Raw genomic sequence first — 18,511 nt, forward strand, 5'->3', positions numbered from 1 at the left:
GTTATAGAAGTGCAGGACCTCCTCGGGCTGGACAGTCTTGTAACGCGGCGAAACCACCGACAGTGGGGCCATGGTGTCGGAGCGAAACAGCACCTTGGCATCGGGATTGACGCGGATGTGCATGCCTTCGCCCGAGACGTTGTAAAGCACGTCGCTTTGCTCGATGGTCCAGTCCATGCCGGCCTCGGTGAGCCAGGTTTCGAGGGGTTGCATGGGAGACAACGGGTTGCCCAGGCCGTGCCAGGGCGTCTGGCCGGTAAAGGCCATGGTTTCGATCAGATGGGACATATCAGGGCTCCAAGAATGACAAAGCCCGATAAAGATCGGGCTTGAAATGAGGTCTTGATCGGCTGGATCGGGACCTATCGCTGGTGGTTCGAGGAGGTGATATAGATCTGAAGAAATCTAGGATCGTGGCGGTGGCGGGTTGGGGGTGTTCTGGGTGCGAATATATCGGGGTTTTTCATCCATTTGGGGGATGCGTAGTGAATCAGAGAAGCGCTACGCTTCGCCGCCATTACATGAGGTTGACTACGGAATCGCTCCTTGGAAAACAAACGCATTTGGACAATTGAGATTCCTGTTGGCAGTGGTGCACCCTATAGCCAGATTCGCTTTCGCCAGCGCTCTGCCGGGTTCGAGGAAAAGCCGTATCCGGTGATCATGGTCGATGCTGAGCGATTCATTACTTGCTGCCAACATCCTGCAATACCTGAGTACGTTCCTGAGGTTCCCTTGTGGGAAAAGCAACGGTTGGCGAAGGTAATCGCCAACCTTTCCGGACATGGGCGTATTCCTGAAATGCCCATTGCAGTTATCAAAAGGCAGGCCGACGGGCTGTACGGCGTTGAATTCACCAACGGCCGGCATCGTTCCAGGTTGATGCACTACTGGGGCGTCAAAAGCTTCCCCGTTGAGGTCGATTGGTCGTGTGCAGTGTTGATGGCACAGGTCTGTGGACTAAATACGCCTACAGCGGAAGGTAATCCCAAGTAAATGCCTACTAAGCCTCGGGGCAGCTGGTTTTTGAGAATGATCGAATCACACTGGGAGGAAGAATGGCAGTTGCACAATTGGATGGCGTACTGAACCAAGCTCAGCGCGATAGCCTGGAAATCGTTGATTTTATTTTTCACATCATTGCACCTGATGTCGACGAAGACGACGAGGTTATCTTTCTAGATGAAGTGCAATTACAAGATAAGCAAAAAGAATTTTTCCTGGCCCGCCTGCGCGAAATCGCCGAGGGTACCCAGTATGTATTCAAGCCAGATGCGGTACACCTCAAAGAAAAGTGCGAACAGTTGACCGCTGCGCCAGACCGGTTCATCGAGCTATCACGACAGATCACAGCTAATTTCGCTGGGCGCCATCGAGGCAATATGGCAGCAGGCGTATTCATTGTATCTACGGTGAAGTATTTGGCAGCCGCTCATAACTGGCAGCAGCTTGTATTTCTTGTAAAGATGGACAAACAGCCCACATTTACATACAGCTACAAGGAAATAGATGGTCGTCGCGTCGCCGTATTGGACGAAGTTTCCAATTCGTTAAATGAAAGCAAAGGCGCAGTACAGAAGAGTGCACTAATCGACGTATCGGAGCGATTCGCTTGGGATGTATTGGCCTTCGATAGAATAAAAAAGCCGGGATTGGGGGATTACTTTCGCGGTTTCCTTGGCGTAACTGAGCGTCAGCAAGACTCTGTGCTTACAAGATCCGCCCACGTAGAGGTACGGAAATGGGCGAAGAGAATACCGGCTGACAAACTTCCCCCAGGTGAAGACCTGAATACCTTCATTGGCCGGTCGCTGAATTACTTGAAGGATCACGATGCCTTTGATACCGATGAGTACTTGAATGCCGTAATTCGGGACGAGGATGCCGCTCGCAAAGCTGAACTTATGGCATCACTCCGGGAGGCGCTTGCCGAAGCCGGGGTTGCAGGGCAACAATTCAGGCCGCAGCCAGGATCACTGCGCGATAGTGACCGAAAACAGGTCTATAAGACGTTTGAGGGGGTAACTATCACCTTCGAAGGTACCCAAGAAGAGATGGGTATGCATATCGAGCTATTGGATGCAGGACGTACTCGCATCACCATTGAAACAAATCGACTGGACCCCAAGGGTTAGTAGCCAATGACCGCTGCAGCGGACCTTCTAAACGCAATCAATGAACTGCGCGCACATGCAGCGCAGTTCATTGATGAGAGCTTCCGTGTGACCATGGAAGGTCAGGCGCTTGATGATGCTGCAAAAGCTATCATTCGACGGATTACGGACCAAGCCTCCCAGCTAGGCGTCGACACCCCAAGTCTTTTGATTTCGGGCGGGTCTGTTGATGCGGCCGAGCTAGTAGACTCCACCTACGATGGCGAGCCTTGGCGGCTAATTTTGGGGAAGACAAAGCTCGCGAAAACTCTGCGGGCGAGGGATAACGAAACAACCTTGTTGTTTTTTTCGGTGGATGGATTTAACCAATGGCTGGCCCGCACGGACCCGTTCTTGTATCCAAGCGGGAATGAGCCAGACCTGGCCGAACCAACGACGATCCGGGTTCTTGGCCTGCAGAGTGGGTTTGGTGGACAAATACTTTGGGTATTGCCTCTGTGGGAAGAGGCCTCAGAGGTAGCTGATGTTGCCCTGCCAGATACATCCGCAATACATGGGTTGATCCATACCAACTCGGTCAAGGCGCTGCGGGTTTGTCCAAGCGCATTTGCGTTGACTTGGGGAAATCTATCGACCGGAGAAGCGACCCCTTTGGTTCAGTTGAGTACGCGCGTACTTGCAGCATGTCTTGTTCAAGAACTGCGCCGTGTTGATGATCGATATGAAGTTACTCTACGTGGCACCAAGAGAATCTCACTTCCGCTCCTAGAGGGAGAGTGGGCGGAAACTCCGGAGCTGCTCTCGCGGCTGATCGAGGCGGTTCGTTGGGTATATGAGGAACGGTCTGAAACGCGGCTACGCCTGATCATGGATCGGCTTTCGATTGATATCCAACAAGGGCAGTCATTGCTGCATGGATTAGACAGCTACCTAACAGCTGCTTTGCAACAAGCGCGTGATAGCTATGGGTTTGTAATCCTTGAGCGAAAGGACGCTTATCACAAGGAAGTCCGTGAGCTCATGAAGGACATGAGATCGCAGGCCGATTTATATGCGGCCAAAGTGCGGGATTTGGTGGGCAGCCTGACCCGTGATGTGCTTGGGATTTTGGTATTTATCGGTTTTTCGTTCATTGGCAAATTCGATCAGACGAAATTGCATGAGTTGCTTACAAGCGCTGAGCTCGCGCTGCTTGTGAAGGTACTGGCAGCCTATCTGGTTCTGTCCTGCATCCTTCAGCTTGCTTCGCATCTGCGGGACGCCAGCCTTGCCTATCAAGAAAGCGAAGCATGGCTTGACGTACTCCAGCACTACTCTTCACAGGCCGAAAAGCGTGACCGGTTCATGGAACCAATTGCAAAACGCAGGCTGACCTTGTTCTGGGCGATGGTCATTACTGGCGGCCTTTATTCGCTGCTCGCGTTAGTAACTTGGAACCTTCCCTTCGTGGCGGAACTCCTGCTTGCTCAGTAATGTACCAACGCCACCTCGAGCTGGCGGTTTCATTTCTCGAACTCTTTCCCTCCGACACACGAGTGAGCTACACCTCTGCCTAGACCTAAAACATGCTAAAAATAACCGCCCATGCCTGCTTAGGCAGAGAAGCCAACTAAGCAGCGAGCTGGGTGACTGCAACTCGGCCAAAGTGGGCGTTCGCATAATAAGTCGCAGACAGCCTCTTTCATCTGGGAATAGTCATTGAATTATTAGGAAACAAGGGGCAATGCAGCCGTTGGACCTGGATTTCCTCTCCAGAGGAACCCTAAGGTATCTGTCGCCGAAATGGCCGACTGCTAAGGCCATCCATCATCGATCGTCTTCGCTACGCAGACTGAGACGAAGAGCATGAGTGCTCTGTTGGTAAAGTCTGCCTGGGACGTAAAAATGAATATTCAAACCATTGTTAAGAACTGCACGATTGACGATATCCGAGCGTGGGACATGTCTGCTGTCGATGGGTTCAAGCTCACCAGAGCCTCGAGCTTTGAACCTGGAGCACAAGGGCTTGCGCTTGCGAAACTCGCCACACACAAGAAGGGCGAGCTAGTCATGCAGTGTGCATTCCCCGAACCGGTGAGTGCCGATGAGTTCGAGGCTTGCTTGCTGGGTGGTCCATTTGGTATCTCTCTGATTCGCCATGCGAAAGTAAAGTCGTTTGGGCAGGAAAACAAAGCTGCCTCTGAGGCATTTGATCGGAACTTGGCCAACTTTTACTTGCAACGCGGAGGCCTCCTCGGCAAGGGTCAGAGTTGTGCCTTGGTATGCGTAGACCCCGCCCACAAGCTTCCGTCTATGCTCAGGGCATACGCCAAGAATGAGGACAAGGACTTTCCATTGGACGAGTCTGACTTCCGTCAAATGCTCGCCTCAATGGCGGCAGCGATGGGTTTTCGCAGCTTTCTGAACTCGTCTACCGAGTCGTCCTTGAACTCGTTTGTGTTTGAGTGCTTCGTCAACTCCCAAGAACATGGCCAATCGTCGAAGAACAAGGTTGCTCGACAAGGCGTCAGGGCACTGCTGATTGAGAAGGTAGTCGTCAGCGCCACCACAAAGCTTGACAAGCTATCGAAGGGGTTGCAGGAATACATTGCCCGAGCGACTGAATCACCAGAAGGCAAGTTGGGGCTAGGGCTAGTGTGCCTAACAGTTTCGGACCAAGGAGATGGGATCCAGGTAACTTTGCCGCCGGTATCGCCAAATGAATCGGCAAAGGATCGGTTCGCGCGTGCCTTTGTTCGCGAAGTGACCCGAAAACCGCAGGGGGCAATTAAGCGAGGCTTGGGACTTTCACATGCGTTGTCCGCTGCCCACAAAATGCGCGCTCGTATCGAAATTCACTCTTCAGGTATTCACTACGTACAAGACTTTTCGCTTGGAGAGTCTCCCTATCCTGAGTTGGATAAAGATGCCATCGCGGAGGACGACTTAACCCGAGGATCCGGTACCTCCGTCTCTATCTGGGTTCCGGAATATGCGTCCGGTTTAGACCAGCCGGACATGTTCGACCAGAAAAACCTCCCGCCGGCAGCATGAAGACCTTCGTACGCCAAGAGGTATTGCAGGACCTCAGCGATCTCGGCTCTGCGCTCACCCGTTTAGACGAGAGGTGCGTACAGGAGGCCGACAGCATTCTGATTTACCTCAATGGTTTCCTGTGGATGGGAGCAGTTGCCGGTGATCTTCCTCTAGACAGTGCTCGACTCCAAGCGAAGGAACGCCTAGCTGGGAGAGCTCTTTTCTTTGCGCCAGACCCAGCATGGCTTTGTGGGCATAGTGCCCATCCCGTACATGCTGGCTTCTACAAGCCGTTGCGATTTGAGTACGACGCCAAAGAAGATTCGTCGATTACCGCTTTAGGCGAGCAAGACCTTCAGGACCTCGTGGCGCAAGCTATACACGCATCGATAGAGGAAGGGCTTCCTCGCTGCATTGTTCATGCACCCGATGGCCAACATTTCGAACTACCCTCGAAAGCGCATGCGTCGCACTTCATTCGGCTTTCAGAAGCTTTTGACTGTGTAGAGGCAGTTCAGCGGACCGCTTACTGGGTGGTTGTCTCTCTGGTTATCCAGCTGGCGTGTCACGAGGACCTGCCTGAACGCAGGTTTCTAGTCGACCATCCGAGCATGCTGCTGCTCGGGACGCACGTTAACCAGATCTATGGTGGAGTACATCAAGTACTTTGCCTGAAAGGATATCCCAGCGAGACCACACTACGAGCGGAGGCCTCGCGAATCCTGGTAAATGGTCCATTGGTCACGGCGGTGATCGGAATTACGTCTACAGGCAAGCTTGCTCGCGTACTCAAGGAGTTGGCAGAGACCAATCAAATTGAATTGGACATCTGTACGGTCTTCGCAGCCACGGATCTTCCTGATAGCCTGATGCCACTAGCTCGTCTCTCGGTCGAGGGCTACTTTCACTCCTCAGATACCGCCTCTTGCGAGCATTGCGGGCAGGGAAATCCGCCACCGATAAGAGTCCAAGGGAACTCCTTTCTTGTCGGTATCGCGGAGATCAAAGAGGTCAAACTCTCCGGTAAATTCTTTAAAGAGCAGCGGCCATTCCTGGATAAGTATGGCGCGGTTCCCGGTGCACTAAGGGTGCATTTTGATGACCCGAATGAGGTGTATCCAAGACATCACGCATTCGGCATCGACGCAGCTGTGCTGCTCAAGACGCCAGAATTCCAAGACGAGGTTCTTCAGGTATTGACTTCAATGGATCCTGCACCTGATTTCGTTGTCATTGCCAATCACAAGGCCAGCGATCTACTCAAAGAGATAATTGAAAAGTGGCGCGATCTACCGGTGGTTTTTCTAGATCAACTAAACGAGCTACAAAACCTACCCCAAAATCCGACAGTTTTGGTCTTTGACGACAAAATCGTCTCTGGATGTCGGATGCGTAACCTCAACGTAGGTTTGCGTGCGCCTCGCCCGCATCTATGGGAAACGTTCAATCACGTACATTTCTTCGCACCAATAGTGACCACCCGATCTAAAAAGCAACTAGATCAGCTGAGGAGTGGACTGACAACAAACCACGACTGGGGTGCAACACTCCACCATCTCTATTGCGTGCATCTCCCAGACTGGCATACATCAGCTGATTGCCCCTGGTGTCAAGAAAAGAGGTGGCTTGAAAAGCTGGCGAGTAAGAGCGGAAAGTTCGACAGCCCTCTCATCAATCGTTTGGCTCTGTTGTCCGCGGGCGAGCCGCTTGATCCCATGGGGCATCTAGCAGCGTTGCCTGATGGGGCTCCTTTCCCGCCATTGGGAGCAGGATCAGTTGCAGGGAAAGCTGGATCATCGCAATTACAAGTGCTCATGGCCACGGCCAGTGCTGTGCAACAGCTTAGAACCGGTGAGGGAGTAAGCTTGAATCCTTACTCGCTGACCAAGCCAACGCGTCTCGCATGCTTCGTGTTTCAAGATGCCTACACGGAAAAACTCATTGCCTGCTCCATTCTCCGCTCCCTCACTTCGGACGAAGTCTCTGTGGACATGGGGAAATACTTGGTCACGTTGATTCAGGCTCCACATCTTTCCGAGGGCGCAGATTTGTACCAGATTGAGCTGTCCATGGCGCTGATTGCAGGCAAGCTGGGAACAGCAAAGGAAATCGCTTCAGCGTGGGAAAAACTCGTTGTCTACGGCATAAGCGAACAAAGTCTGAGTGAATTAGGATTCTTGCACCAACCGCAGTAACCGTGCAGAACAACTTGCTATGTAAGATTGTTGGAGTTCAGCTTGAATCGCCCCGACTTCGGTAGACAGATCGATTTCTGCTTAATGAAATACAGCAGCCATTACGTCTCGGTTACTTGAATGACCGGTTTGGCCGAGGAGCGGTCAGGATAGCGCAACACGGTCAGCTGTTCGGCCAAAGCAGCCTCACTTGCCGACAAAATGAAGTGACTGCTGTAGCTCTTAATCCAGACATTAACGTTTGAGTTCACCAGCCAGCGGATGCGAACACCCCCTCTGTATGAGCTCTGGCATTGCAAAGTGTTAGGCGCCTCTACCAACCTGCTTGCCGACATACATTCCTAGCCCAGCTGCTAAGTGGTACTTGCCCTGCCACGGCTGAACGCAGCGATAGGCGGCTCGCTGTCTTGCCCTTTAGTTGGCGGTCGTGCGGCCCTCGTTGGATGTAGTGTGTGCCCATGTAGCAAGGAACCCAGCGATTTTCTTTTCTATACCACTCTCAACAGTGCTCAAGCGTAGGATTGGAAGATCGCTCTTCGCAAGAATGCTGTTCTTCAAAGCATCACGTGCCGACTGCTCAGGCCGATGATGAGAGCCACCATCGACTTCGATAACCCCCAACGGTGTTTTGCCCACCTTGAAATACAGTACGAAATCACAACTGGCTCGGTTACGCATGAATGTTCGTTCTTGTTCCGTCAATGCTGCGTTGGTTGACGAGGCGAGCTGACTCAGTGTGATCTGAGGGTAGAAAGTTAGTGCCCGGAAAGGCTCATTAGATAGTGCTTCGCGAAGCAGCTGCGCCACAATCTGTTCGGATTTGTATCGTGAATCATCAGGCCGCAACCTAGCGTTGAGCCGCGCCAAGGATTGGTCGTACTCCTTGTACAGCAGGTCGAAGGCCGACACCACGGGAGCCCGTACAATCTGCTTCTCCTGCGTGTAATACTCCATGTAGCGTATAAGCGCTGCAATGTGCCCATTGTTTGCGCTGAAGACTTCGTCTCCTGTGACCAAGGTGAACCTGTGCTTGGCCCGCGACACAGCCACATTGACCATACGTGGGTCGTCCACGAAATTTAGCCGGTTACTCTTCTGATTGTGGCGCTTCTTGTCCAACACGGTGGAGAAGACAATCTCGTCACACTCCCTGCCCTGAAACTTGTGAACGGTTTCTTTAACGAAATCCACTGGCAAGTGCGCACCCGAGAGCGTTACCTGTCCCCGGAAAGGTGCAATGAAGCCTCGTCCGTCAGCATCAAGCTCGACACATTCTCCATCGTTTTCGAGCACCTTCAGCAAGGAATCCAACTCCCTGAGGTTGGTGTTCATCCGAGCGTGGTTGCCTTTGGCGGTCACCACCAGCCGTAGTGGTGCTTCGCCAGCATCCTTTGTCATCGGCAACAGCGCGTTGTTGTAGAACTGTTGGTTGCAGAACTGGATGATCCGGGGATGGCAGCGGTAGTGCTCTTTCAGCAAAGTTCTTGGCAGCGTGTCCTTGAACACGCCGATGCAAGAGTCGAGCAGGCTGTATCGCTCGCAATCGTATATGTCGTCGGGGGCTGGTAGACCCAATGCAACGGGGATATGTGCCAACTGCCGGTTGTCGCCGACGATGATCAGATTCTTCGCACAGCCCAGTGCCAGGATGCCAGGGACGATATCCTGCTGCGAGGCCTCGTCGATGATGACGTAGTCGAGGATTGCCCCCGGCGGCATCGAATTAACAATGGAGTGTGTACTACTGCCAAGGATCGGGAAGCGACGCACAAATGCATCGAAGTTAGTCTTCTTATATGTCTGAGCATCGAAAGAATGCTCCTCCACAGCTGATTTGTGCAGACGGCGTTTCAAATAGTGCATGGACCCTGTCGTCAATGCCTGCAGTAAAGAGGTGAAGTTACCGAGTGCCAGCGACTCGTTGCGAGCCTGCAATGCTGCCTCTTTCTCCTGTAGTGCCTTCTCGTAGTAATGCATCTGCAGGGCATAGAAAAAGGATAGTCGCGTCTCCGTTGCGAAGGGCTTGACGCGGAAAATCTTGAAATTGAACAGCAGTTCGATCCGGTCCTTGAGCCGTATACGCTGCTCACCCAGATAAGACAGGTAGGCCATAAGGTCTGCCGTCTTGCTAGGAGACAGCTGATACTTGTCCAGCGATGTGGGAGCCAGCACCCCGTTTTCGTCCTGCCACTGCCGCAGGAAACGCTGCTCGATAATCAGCTCAGCAATGTCGGCCTGCAGTTGTGCAGCCTCATTGTGGTCGCGCAGATATCGTCTCAAACGGGTCAGCGTCGCTTGTATCTCATCCATAGCCGGTGCACGCTCCGGCTCAGCCGATGGCCAAGAAGGTAGGTTGGCGAAGAACGCCTCTTGGTTATCCTTACTGCCGAGCTTGGCAACCAGATGGCCCAGGCCGGACTTATCCAGCTTTTCGTACACGTTCTCCACTGCCGCATTGTTATTGGACAGCACCGCGACCGTTTTGCCTCGCAGCAGGATATTGGCAAGGATGTTGAGGATGGTCTGGGTCTTGCCGGTGCCGGGTGGCCCTTCGATCACGCTAATCTGTGAACTGAACGCACGCTCGACTGCAGCGAGTTGGCTTTCGTTCACACCGAATGGATAGACCAAGCCCCCATCCAGCACCCGCGTTGCGTTCCGGCCTGTGCAGTAGGCGTGCAATGCAGTATCCGGGCTCGGCGGCAGTCTGTTCAGTTGCTGCACGACGTTATCGAAGATCTGTCGCTGATCCTTCGTCCCCGCACGCGCTTTCCGGGCGTTTGCCACCTCAATGAAGTAACGGAAGACCGGCGTCTCCTTCAACGTCGTTTGGTTGGTGAGTTGGATTTTGTCCAGTTTAAAGACATAGGGCTTGGTGCCACGTGGATAGTGCACAACGGCATACCGCTCGCCGTAGATCGTCGCTTTTTCAATGGGCTGGGCGACTACGTCACCCAACCTCGTCAGTAGCATTGCGCCCAACTCACGAACAGGCTCGACGCGGCAGTTACTAAGCGGGCGTATGAGTTTTCTCCCCGATGAGAAATGGCACGTCAGCTCTAGGGCTTCGCGCTTGTCACTCCGGCAAATTGTCCAGTCGCTGATTTGCTCAGTCTTGTTCTGTTCATCAACATAGATCGAAACAATACGTCTCATTTTTGCGCCCTGGAATCATTCAAAACTGCTCTGTCTATTCTCTTGGCGAATCACCCCGTCAAACAGCAAACCGGTTCACACTGGCCGGTGTTCCATTTCATTGAGCGCGAATATACAGAGAGGGATGATGCTCGAAGGTGGCATATGCATCGGCCGGAATAAAGGGCGGCGATCCGCGTTGATGGTGATCATCCTAAACGACAGCGTCGTTGAGCCAACTTGCTCCTGCCACTCACGCAACAGCCACTTGTCGCAAGAAAGTCGCTGCGACTGTCGCAACTTATTCCCTCGCCAGATGCCGCCCCGAGCGGCATTTATGAACTAATTTTCCATCTGTCGCAAACGACAGATTTGCCCGATTCAACCGAAGCGGAATGTGCGCAAGGCGAGGCAATAATACACCGACGTGCGGGACTACATATAGCCCACGGCCAGACATACCAATTCGAAGGTTGGTTGAATATCCTTCTTAGGCCTCCCACTTCCCACATCACTTTCCCGGTTCAAGCAGAAAATATCCCGGTAGCTTTTCTAATTTGATCGCACGATCATTCCGTCAGGCATCCCGTCAACCATGCCAAGGAGTGCAAAGTGACCTCATCAAATATAGGCCAAGTCTGGAAGTTACCGAAGGTGCGCGAAATGACAGGACTGAGCTCAAGCACTATCCGAAACAAGCTTAACCCAGCCAGTAAGTATCACGACCCGGACTTTCCCAGGCCTTTTAAACTTACCCCGGGGGGAGCCATCAACACGGCAAATGCGTGGTACGCGCAAAATATTATCGACTGGATTGCAACCAGAGCAGCGGCCTGATCAGCCGAAAGAATAACGCTAATTCAACATTACAAAAATTTCAAAACATACAAAGAAACCCTGCATACGGGCTGATTATCTAAACACTGGAGAAGCGCCAAATTCCGGATTATATGCTTTTGTTGTTTTTTAAATCAGACAAGATTTATCCAATATAAACAAATGGACAAACAACACAGACCCAGCATCACATCACTCATTCAATTCAAAGGAAATAACAGTGCCAATTCTGCCACAAAGTAAAGGTCAAAAATGAAGACATCTTATTATGCCGACGTCAGCGATCAGCTGTTGGAAAGCACTTGCATTTACTATGCACCAAACACAATGGACAGTCACACCCCATTAGTCTTGGAGCCAGGGTATGCCTCACGCGTCGTCAAGCACGGCACCTTCCTGATTGAGGACGTCATTAAATCCAAGAAGCCCATTTTCGAAGTACAGCTCCACCAGCGAACTGGTAAAGCCACCATTGGCCACTCAGATATCGGCAAGAAATTACTCTCTTTCATCGCCAAGGACATTCAAAATCTACCATTTCATTTCGGTCAGGCATTGGTGCATCCGTACATACCTCTCGCGCTGTGGCTGGCCTTTCGCTGCGAAGGAGAGCTGCGATACTGGCACCATCGATATGGTGACGTAACCCTCATAACCCAGGCTGTCCGACGCCTGAATCGAAGGGCGGAGGTGGTTCGCAGAGTGTCGAGATTGAGACCGTTCCGCACCCTTATCAATAGGCACACTCGTCGCACCAGGGAAAACTTTGGCTCAGTCGCGAATCTGATCGCAAAAACACTAGAGGCCTGCTCAAAATGCTTGGTAATACGTGTAGATCTATTAACAAAAATGCATTTCTGGACACCAGAAGGGGAAGAAACAGTTAGCACGGCCATCAAGAAGTTTATTTGCAATCTTTCAAAGAAGCGAGTTATACCAGGTGTGCTGTCATACGTGTTGAAACGCGAGCATGGCATCGAAGGGGGTCGACACTATCACTTACTAGTCCTGCTTAATGGACACGACCATTCCGCAGACATAAACCTTGCGAAAACCATTGGGGAATACTGGGTAAAGTGCATCACGCCCGAGTTTGGTAGCTACTACAACTGCCAACCACACCCAGACCGACACAAGCGCTTGGGAATTGGCTTAATCCACGTGACCGATACAGCGCGACTTTATGAGTTGCGCAAGGTGGTTACTTATCTAACCAAGACCGACTTCTTTATTTGTCACAATTCGAAGGCTGGTACGCGAAACCTCTGGACCAGTCAGGCACCAAAACGCAAAAGCAACGCAGGGGCAAAGCGAGCCTGCCCTCAGGCGACCTGGAACATGCGTTTTATTCTCACGGAGTCACCTAGCAAGGCCGCTAGTCGCTTATCAAACGCGAACTAGCAACGATTTCACCTCGACCTTCGCTTTGAAAAACCTGAATCAAATAGTCTTGCTCACTCTTCTGGGACTCTTTAGTTTTTGTCAACCTAACAACTCCACAACTCGTCAACCAAGTTTCAATCTCCTTTAAATTGCTTGTATTCCAACCACCCTGAACCGACTTACCCTCTTCATATTTACGCGCGCATTCATTATAGACAATCAAAACATCCGAGAAATAGCTGGGGTATCGAGCACGTTCCTCAGCTGATATTTTGATAGCCCGCTGCTTGTGGTGCTCCGAATGAACACCCCGGCCCCTACCTCCATGCAGATTAATGGCCCTACACAGATACTCCACTCTATCCAATCGCTTCTTGATAATGAGCTTTTCTTGAATCGCCGCTATGGCTCGTTGCTTATCGAATACGTCGCCTGGCTTCACGGCTTTAAAAGGATTTTTTTCAACATCATCACCACCGAAGTAAACATCAGCTAGTTGATTGAAGACATTGATGAGCGGTGACGGAGAGCTTGGGCTTCTGACTTTTGAGCTAGTTGACGGAGCGTCAGGGGTAGTTGACCGTGGTTCGGAGACATATCTCGCGTCAATCAACAACTCCGTCCAGCGAACCTCTAAAGGGCGGTACGCTGGGTCCTGGAACCAGTAGTTCGGCTGCCATGTACGATCTGCCAATTGAAGGTGGGTGTACGGCGAGTTTGACAAGACCAATGACCGGGTACTGGTCTCATCACCATCCTGCGGGGCTACAAGCCAACCGTTGAAAAACATAACTTCTGGACTGGTCAAGTCCACGATTCCGCGAATTGACTCTGGATAGAGTCGCATGACTTGGACGCTTTCCTGCCGAACCGGAAAATCAAATGTGTGCTGCTTTGGGTCTCCCATGTATCTAAACCTGAGCGGGAGCTGGTCCGGCGTATAACCCAATAACAGCGCGCTGGCAGCGTCAGTACCTTCGGAGTCCGATATGGGCACCAGATGCCTAGGGCAGCGCACAAACAGATCGATTCGCCCTGCGATCGCCTCGCCTAACAGTACATTGAGGCTGGGGTCTGCGGCGGCATATGCAGCACCTAGCTCTACAAGCTCAATTGGCTGGGCTGGGAGTTCCTGCATGACTAGTTCCCAATGTCAGATCGTGCCAACCACCACCTTAGCGGCAAGGCTCATCGCAGGCTAGCCTAATCAAGAAACTAGCCCGGTCTTCACGTTGCCCTTTCATCACGCTAGACGAGTCAATTACATGACACCCAATCTCCAGTATCAGCACCTTTACGACAACCTTCCCCCTCTACTACGCGCAGCAGTGCAAGAGGTCGTTGGTAAGGTCAAGGCGCCGATACCCATGGTGATCAGCTCAGCGTTAGGCATGGCATCGCTGGCACTGCAGAATTATGCTGACGTGGTACGCCCCGGTGGCCTGCGCTCTCCCATCTCGCTCTTCTTGCTGGTCATCGCCGTGTCAGGGGAGCGTAAATCTGCAATAGACAAACTATTTGCAGCTCCCATCATCGAGTTCGAAGCCTTCGTACAGCAGAGCCAACAAACCCAGTCACGGCGATATCAAGCCGATCTGACGGAATGGAAAATTCGGGAGCGGCAGCTCGAGTATCAAATGGCGGAAATCATCAAGGAGGGGCTCGACACAGGGCAAATCAAAGAAGAATTGATCGCTCATTTAGAGAGAAAACCGACAGAGCCTCCCTCGCTCCAAATGCTTTTCTCAAATACAACCCCGCAAGGGCTGATCGCCAAGATGTCGGACACCTGGCCTTCAGTCGCCCTCTTCTCTAATGAAGGTGGCCAGATTGTTGAATCCGGCGCCATGCGCAACCTAGGACTCCTGAATGAGCTGTGGGATGGACAAACCTTGCGGCAGAACCGCAAGACTTCCGCTCCGATACACATTGAACGACCACGCCTGACAACTTCACTCATGATTCAGCCAGCCGTGTTGCAAAAATATTTGCAATCATCCGGGAAGCAGGCTCGTGGCAGTGGGTTTCTAGCTCGATTTCTTGTGACGCACCCAGAGAGCATGATGGGTTACCGACAAGAGGCACCCCCCTATTTCCAGCCTAAGTCTTGGGCTATGAACTATTGGACGCCGCCACCACGATTCAACATACCTGCTCCGAAGCGTGTAGGGCTCAAGGACTTTCATGAGCGGCTGTCAGAGTTACTGCATGCATCCTGGCAACAAAGACCCCGTGAACGCGAGGCATTACCAAGTGCCGGGTTCAGCTCCTCCGCCGAGTTACTGTGGCGAGACTATGCCGACTGGGTCGAGACTGAGTTAAGGCCAAGCGGGCAACTCGCACACTATCGGGATTACGGTGCCAAGCTCGCCGAGAATGTCGCTCGCGTTGCGGCAATCCTGGAACTGATCGACTCCGGCACGTTGACAATTTCCGAGCAAAACTTATGGAATGCCATTCGGCTTTGTGGGTTCTATGTCGGGGAATTTATCCGCTTTGACCAGTACTTTTCTGCCGAGCCCGCCGCCCAGCACAGCCGCTCAACGCGTTCGCATGCCCAGATCCAGCAAAGCGCACAAGACCTATCCAATGCCCATCTACTCTTGACGTGGCTGCAGGCTAAGCGCCACGAGACCGGCAACCCTATATTTTCCCGGCGAACCGTACAAAAGGACGGACCCTCGGTCTTCCGGAAGGGCGGCGTCACCAGCGTTGTGCGAGCCTTAGCCATTTTGGCCGAACGAGGCCAAGTAAACCTGAACAGTGGGAAGAACCAGTATCAGTTCTCGTTAACTACCCCACTGCAAGACATCTAGGACTACACAACGAACCAAACTGCCCTAGCTGAACCGCAGATCTACTACGAAACACAAACTGGCATACCGAATGGCATACTCAAAATCAGAAAAACAAAAAAGCCCTGAAAAATCATGGCTTTGTTTGCGTATCGTGGCGGAAGCGGTGAGATTCGAACTCACGGTAGGCTCACACCTACGGCGGTTTTCAAGACCGCTGCCTTAAACCACTCGGCCACGCTTCCATGTTTCTGTGTACGCAGGCCCTCGGGGATGGCCCATGCAACGAGGGCGAGATGCTAGCGCAAGCGGCGGGGTTTTTCCATGTTCATGATGCTTGCAACTTTGGGCGCTTCGATTAATCTCACGCACTAAGTTCATCAAGCCACACGGAGTCTGCCATGCAACCCACACTGCAAACCGCTGGTATCGAGCAGTCGCTGGACGTTTCCAGTGCCCGCAACAAGGTGCTGCGCAATACCTATATGCTGCTTGCCCTGTCAATGCTGCCTACGGCAATTGGTGCCACAGTGGGTGTATCGATGGGCTTCATGATGCGCGGCTGGATGGGTCTGATCCTGTTCCTGGCCGTGAGCTTCGGTGCGTTCTTCGCGATCGAGAAAACCAAGCGTAGCCCGATGGGTGTGGTGCTGTTGCTGGCCTACACCGGCTTTATGGGTCTGTGGCTGTCGCAGTATCTGCAAGTGGCGCTGAGCTTCTCGAATGGTGCACAGCTGATCACCACGGCGGCCGTTGGCACAGGGGCGATCTTCTTCACCTTGGCGACCATTGCCACTGTGACCAAGCGTGATTTCTCGTTCATGGGCAAGTTCCTGATGGTGGGCGCCGTGGTCTTGCTGCTGGCAGCCGTTGCCAATGTCTTCATGGAAATCCCGGCGCTCTCGCTGACAATCTCTGCGGTAGCCGTGCTGCTGTTCTCGGCGTTCATCCTGTACGACATCAGCAAGATCGTGAACGGTGGCGAGACCAACTACGTGACGGCCACACTGCAGCTGTATCTCGACATTTACAATGTGTTCATCAGCCTGCTGAACCTGCTGATGGCATTCGGTGGCGAACGCGACTGACCCTGCTTCGGCAATGGTCCCGAACACCCCGGCCCGCGCCGGGGTGTTTTGTTTTTGTGCTGCGGATTCACGCGCAGGCCAACGAGGCTGGCAAACACCCCCCCGCGCGGCTATGCTTGGGCCGATTGAACCGTACCAACTGGAATACCCATGCACGCACCACTCGACGCCCGCGCCTTTGATCAGTTGTTCAACGAAGCACGCACCTACAACCGCTTCTCGGATCAAGCAGTCAGCGACGCCACCCTAGTCGCCCTTTACGATGCACTCAAGTGGGCGCCTACCAGCGCCAATGCATCGCCAGCACGTTTCGTGTTCGTGAAGTCGGCGGAGGCCAAGGCCAAGCTGAGGCCGGCTTTGTCGGAAGGTAATCTGGAAAAGACCATGGCTGCACCGGTCACCGTGATCGTTGCCTACGACCTTGAGTTCTACGAACAACTACCCAAGCTGTTCCCGCACACCGATGCACGCAGCTGGTTTGCCGGTAACGATGTCGTCATCCAGACAACTGCCTTCCGCAACAGCAGCCTGCAAGGCGCTTATCTGATCATGGCGGCGCGCGCGCTGGGCCTGGATTGCGGCCCCATGTCGGGCTTTGATAACGCCAAGGTCGATGAGGCCTTCTTTGCCGGCACCCGTGTCAAATCCAACTTCCTGATCAATCTCGGCTACGGCATTCCTGAAGGGCTGCATGCGCGCAATCCGCGTCTGGCCTTTGACGACGCCTGCCGTATTGCCTGAACCTGATCCAGCCCTAAGCGAGCAATGGCCGACAATCAGAAAAAAGCACAGTGGGACGTCTGGAAGGAGCTCGACGAGCTGCGCCAGCGCCATAAGGAGCTGGCGGCGATGTTCGCCAAGGTTGGCGTTGCGCCCGAGTTTGCGCAAATGACCAACAGCCTGCGGCTCGATGTCCAGCGCCGCCCGCCTTCCCCGCCCCTGATGACGGGTGAGCGCGACAAAGATGCGCAGCTTCAGGAAGAGTACAAACGCGCTTTCGCAAGCCACTACGAAGAGGTGTTCTTCAAGGTAGAGAATTGCCTGCGCATGCCGTGGCCACCTGAAACGGCTTACCTGATCCCGCCCATTCAGGAAGAACTGGAGAATATCCGTCGGGCGCTGGTGAAGAGTCCGCTGACGCCGCCATCTCTGGAAAAGCTGGATGTACTGATCGAGGAATATTCCAACCTCGACAAGATGGACAGTCGTCTTGACCGTGCCGCCATCGATGCACGCAAGGCGCAATTGATCGATGTCCTGGGCTTTCCGCTTCTGGTTCGGCGGCAGCTGGGTCACCCCGAATGGGAGCTGTTGCCGCAACTCGCCAGTGATGCCTACCAGCAATTGCTCAGCAGCAAGATCGCCGCTTATCAGTCCGTGGATTGGTTGCACAGCCGCCTGTTCGACAAGTGGTACATCGCGCTGGAGTTCGACGCCATCTGGGCTCGCCTCAAGCGCGACGCCAACGACCGCGAGCGCATCATCAGTCAGCTGAAACTGAACTGGCCCAAGCTGGGAAACTGGGCGCCCGACTTCCCGCATGCTGATCTGGTCTGGTATCTGCTACTGGTACTGATCTGCGTCGTCGCGCTGATCGTCGAGTGGTGGTGGTGGGCTGGGGGCCTGCTGATCTGGCTGCAACTTTCCGTGATCATCGAAAAGCACCATGCCCAGCTCGTCATCAAGCGACGCCAGGCACTGCTGCTGGAATGCGGCCGGTTCAAGCGCATACGCGACCAGATTTCATCGGGCAAATTCGACGCGAGCACCGTGCTGCGGCAGCTGAAACAGTTCAATTTCCGTCACTACGTCTCCGAGGAAGGCCTCCGGCTGCTGCAGACGATGTCGATGACGGGAAGCAGCTTCATGTACTAGGCTCAACGAAGTCGCCGGGTTACCTGCCAATGCCACTATTTCACTGGCACAGGTACAGGCAAAAGTCTAAATTC

The 18,511-nt window shown here is 53.1% G+C and carries 12 protein-coding genes, 1 tRNA gene and 1 pseudogene; 10 read left to right on the plus strand and 4 right to left on the minus strand.

Annotated features, from left to right (window positions below; translation table 11 throughout):
- Positions 1-288, minus strand: a pseudogene (locus O9X62_RS00005) (hypothetical protein); the annotation flags it as partial.
- 258 nt (positions 289-546) lie between these two features.
- Between O9X62_RS00005 and O9X62_RS00010 the strand changes: the two are divergent.
- The 5 genes from O9X62_RS00010 to O9X62_RS00030 all read left to right on the plus strand — a co-directional run bounded on the left by O9X62_RS00010 (position 547) and on the right by O9X62_RS00030 (position 7,324).
- Positions 547-996: a hypothetical protein gene (locus tag O9X62_RS00010; protein WP_269530727.1), complete on the plus strand. Its 450-nt coding sequence runs from the start codon at positions 547-549 to the stop codon at positions 994-996.
- Between the two features lie 62 nt (positions 997-1,058).
- Complete coding sequence (locus O9X62_RS00015) at positions 1,059-2,135, plus strand: nucleoid-associated protein (RefSeq protein WP_269530728.1); 1,077 nt, start codon at positions 1,059-1,061, stop codon at positions 2,133-2,135.
- 6 nt (positions 2,136-2,141) lie between these two features.
- Positions 2,142-3,587, plus strand: a complete 1,446-nt coding sequence (locus O9X62_RS00020; RefSeq protein ID WP_269530729.1) for a hypothetical protein — start codon at positions 2,142-2,144, stop codon at positions 3,585-3,587.
- A 372-nt stretch (positions 3,588-3,959) separates the two neighbouring features.
- A complete protein-coding gene (locus O9X62_RS00025) occupies positions 3,960-5,147 on the plus strand; it encodes a hypothetical protein (RefSeq protein WP_269530730.1) in 1,188 nt (395 codons plus the stop codon).
- The gene (locus O9X62_RS00030; RefSeq protein WP_269530731.1) at positions 5,144-7,324 is read left to right on the plus strand and encodes a hypothetical protein; all 2,181 of its coding nucleotides are present in this window, start codon (positions 5,144-5,146) and stop codon (positions 7,322-7,324) included. The genes O9X62_RS00025 and O9X62_RS00030 overlap by 4 nt, the downstream gene beginning before the upstream one ends.
- Before the next feature lie 414 nt (positions 7,325-7,738).
- Here O9X62_RS00030 and O9X62_RS00035 read toward each other — a convergent pair whose 3' ends face one another.
- Positions 7,739-10,480, minus strand: a complete 2,742-nt coding sequence (locus O9X62_RS00035) for an AAA domain-containing protein (RefSeq protein WP_269530732.1) — start codon at positions 10,478-10,480, stop codon at positions 7,739-7,741.
- Positions 10,481-11,548: 1,068 nt separating this feature from the next.
- On the opposite strand from O9X62_RS00035, the gene O9X62_RS00040 reads away from it, so the two are divergent.
- The gene (locus O9X62_RS00040; RefSeq protein ID WP_269530733.1) at positions 11,549-12,697 is read left to right on the plus strand and encodes an inovirus-type Gp2 protein; all 1,149 of its coding nucleotides are present in this window, start codon (positions 11,549-11,551) and stop codon (positions 12,695-12,697) included.
- On the opposite strand, the gene O9X62_RS00045 is transcribed toward O9X62_RS00040, so the two are convergent.
- On the minus strand, positions 12,672-13,817 hold the full coding sequence (locus O9X62_RS00045) for a hypothetical protein (RefSeq protein ID WP_269530734.1): 1,146 nt from the start codon (positions 13,815-13,817) through the stop codon (positions 12,672-12,674). The two genes, O9X62_RS00040 and O9X62_RS00045, sit on opposite strands and share 26 nt — an antisense overlap.
- A 127-nt stretch (positions 13,818-13,944) precedes the next feature.
- On the opposite strand from O9X62_RS00045, the gene O9X62_RS00050 reads away from it, so the two are divergent.
- Positions 13,945-15,495, plus strand: a complete 1,551-nt coding sequence (locus O9X62_RS00050; protein ID WP_269530735.1) for a YfjI family protein — start codon at positions 13,945-13,947, stop codon at positions 15,493-15,495.
- 134 nt (positions 15,496-15,629) lie between these two features.
- Here O9X62_RS00050 and O9X62_RS00055 read toward each other — a convergent pair.
- Positions 15,630-15,719, minus strand: a tRNA-Ser gene (locus O9X62_RS00055).
- A gap of 156 nt (positions 15,720-15,875) precedes the next feature.
- Between O9X62_RS00055 and O9X62_RS00060 the strand changes: the two genes are divergently transcribed.
- The 3 genes from O9X62_RS00060 to O9X62_RS00070 all read left to right on the plus strand — a co-directional run bounded on the left by O9X62_RS00060 (position 15,876) and on the right by O9X62_RS00070 (position 18,437).
- Positions 15,876-16,562 carry a Bax inhibitor-1/YccA family protein gene (locus O9X62_RS00060; RefSeq protein ID WP_269530736.1) on the plus strand — a complete coding sequence of 229 codons (687 nt, stop codon included), beginning with the start codon at positions 15,876-15,878 and terminating at the stop codon, positions 16,560-16,562.
- Between the two features lie 150 nt (positions 16,563-16,712).
- The gene (locus O9X62_RS00065; RefSeq protein ID WP_269530737.1) at positions 16,713-17,303 is read left to right on the plus strand and encodes a malonic semialdehyde reductase; all 591 of its coding nucleotides are present in this window, start codon (positions 16,713-16,715) and stop codon (positions 17,301-17,303) included.
- 24 nt (positions 17,304-17,327) lie between these two features.
- Positions 17,328-18,437: a hypothetical protein gene (locus O9X62_RS00070; protein ID WP_269530738.1), complete on the plus strand. Its 1,110-nt coding sequence runs from the start codon at positions 17,328-17,330 to the stop codon at positions 18,435-18,437.
- The last annotated feature ends 74 nt before the right edge of the window (positions 18,438-18,511 follow it).

It is taken from the genome of Chitinimonas sp. BJYL2 (assembly GCF_027257935.1).
GTDB lineage: Bacteria > Pseudomonadota > Gammaproteobacteria > Burkholderiales > Chitinimonadaceae > Chitinimonas.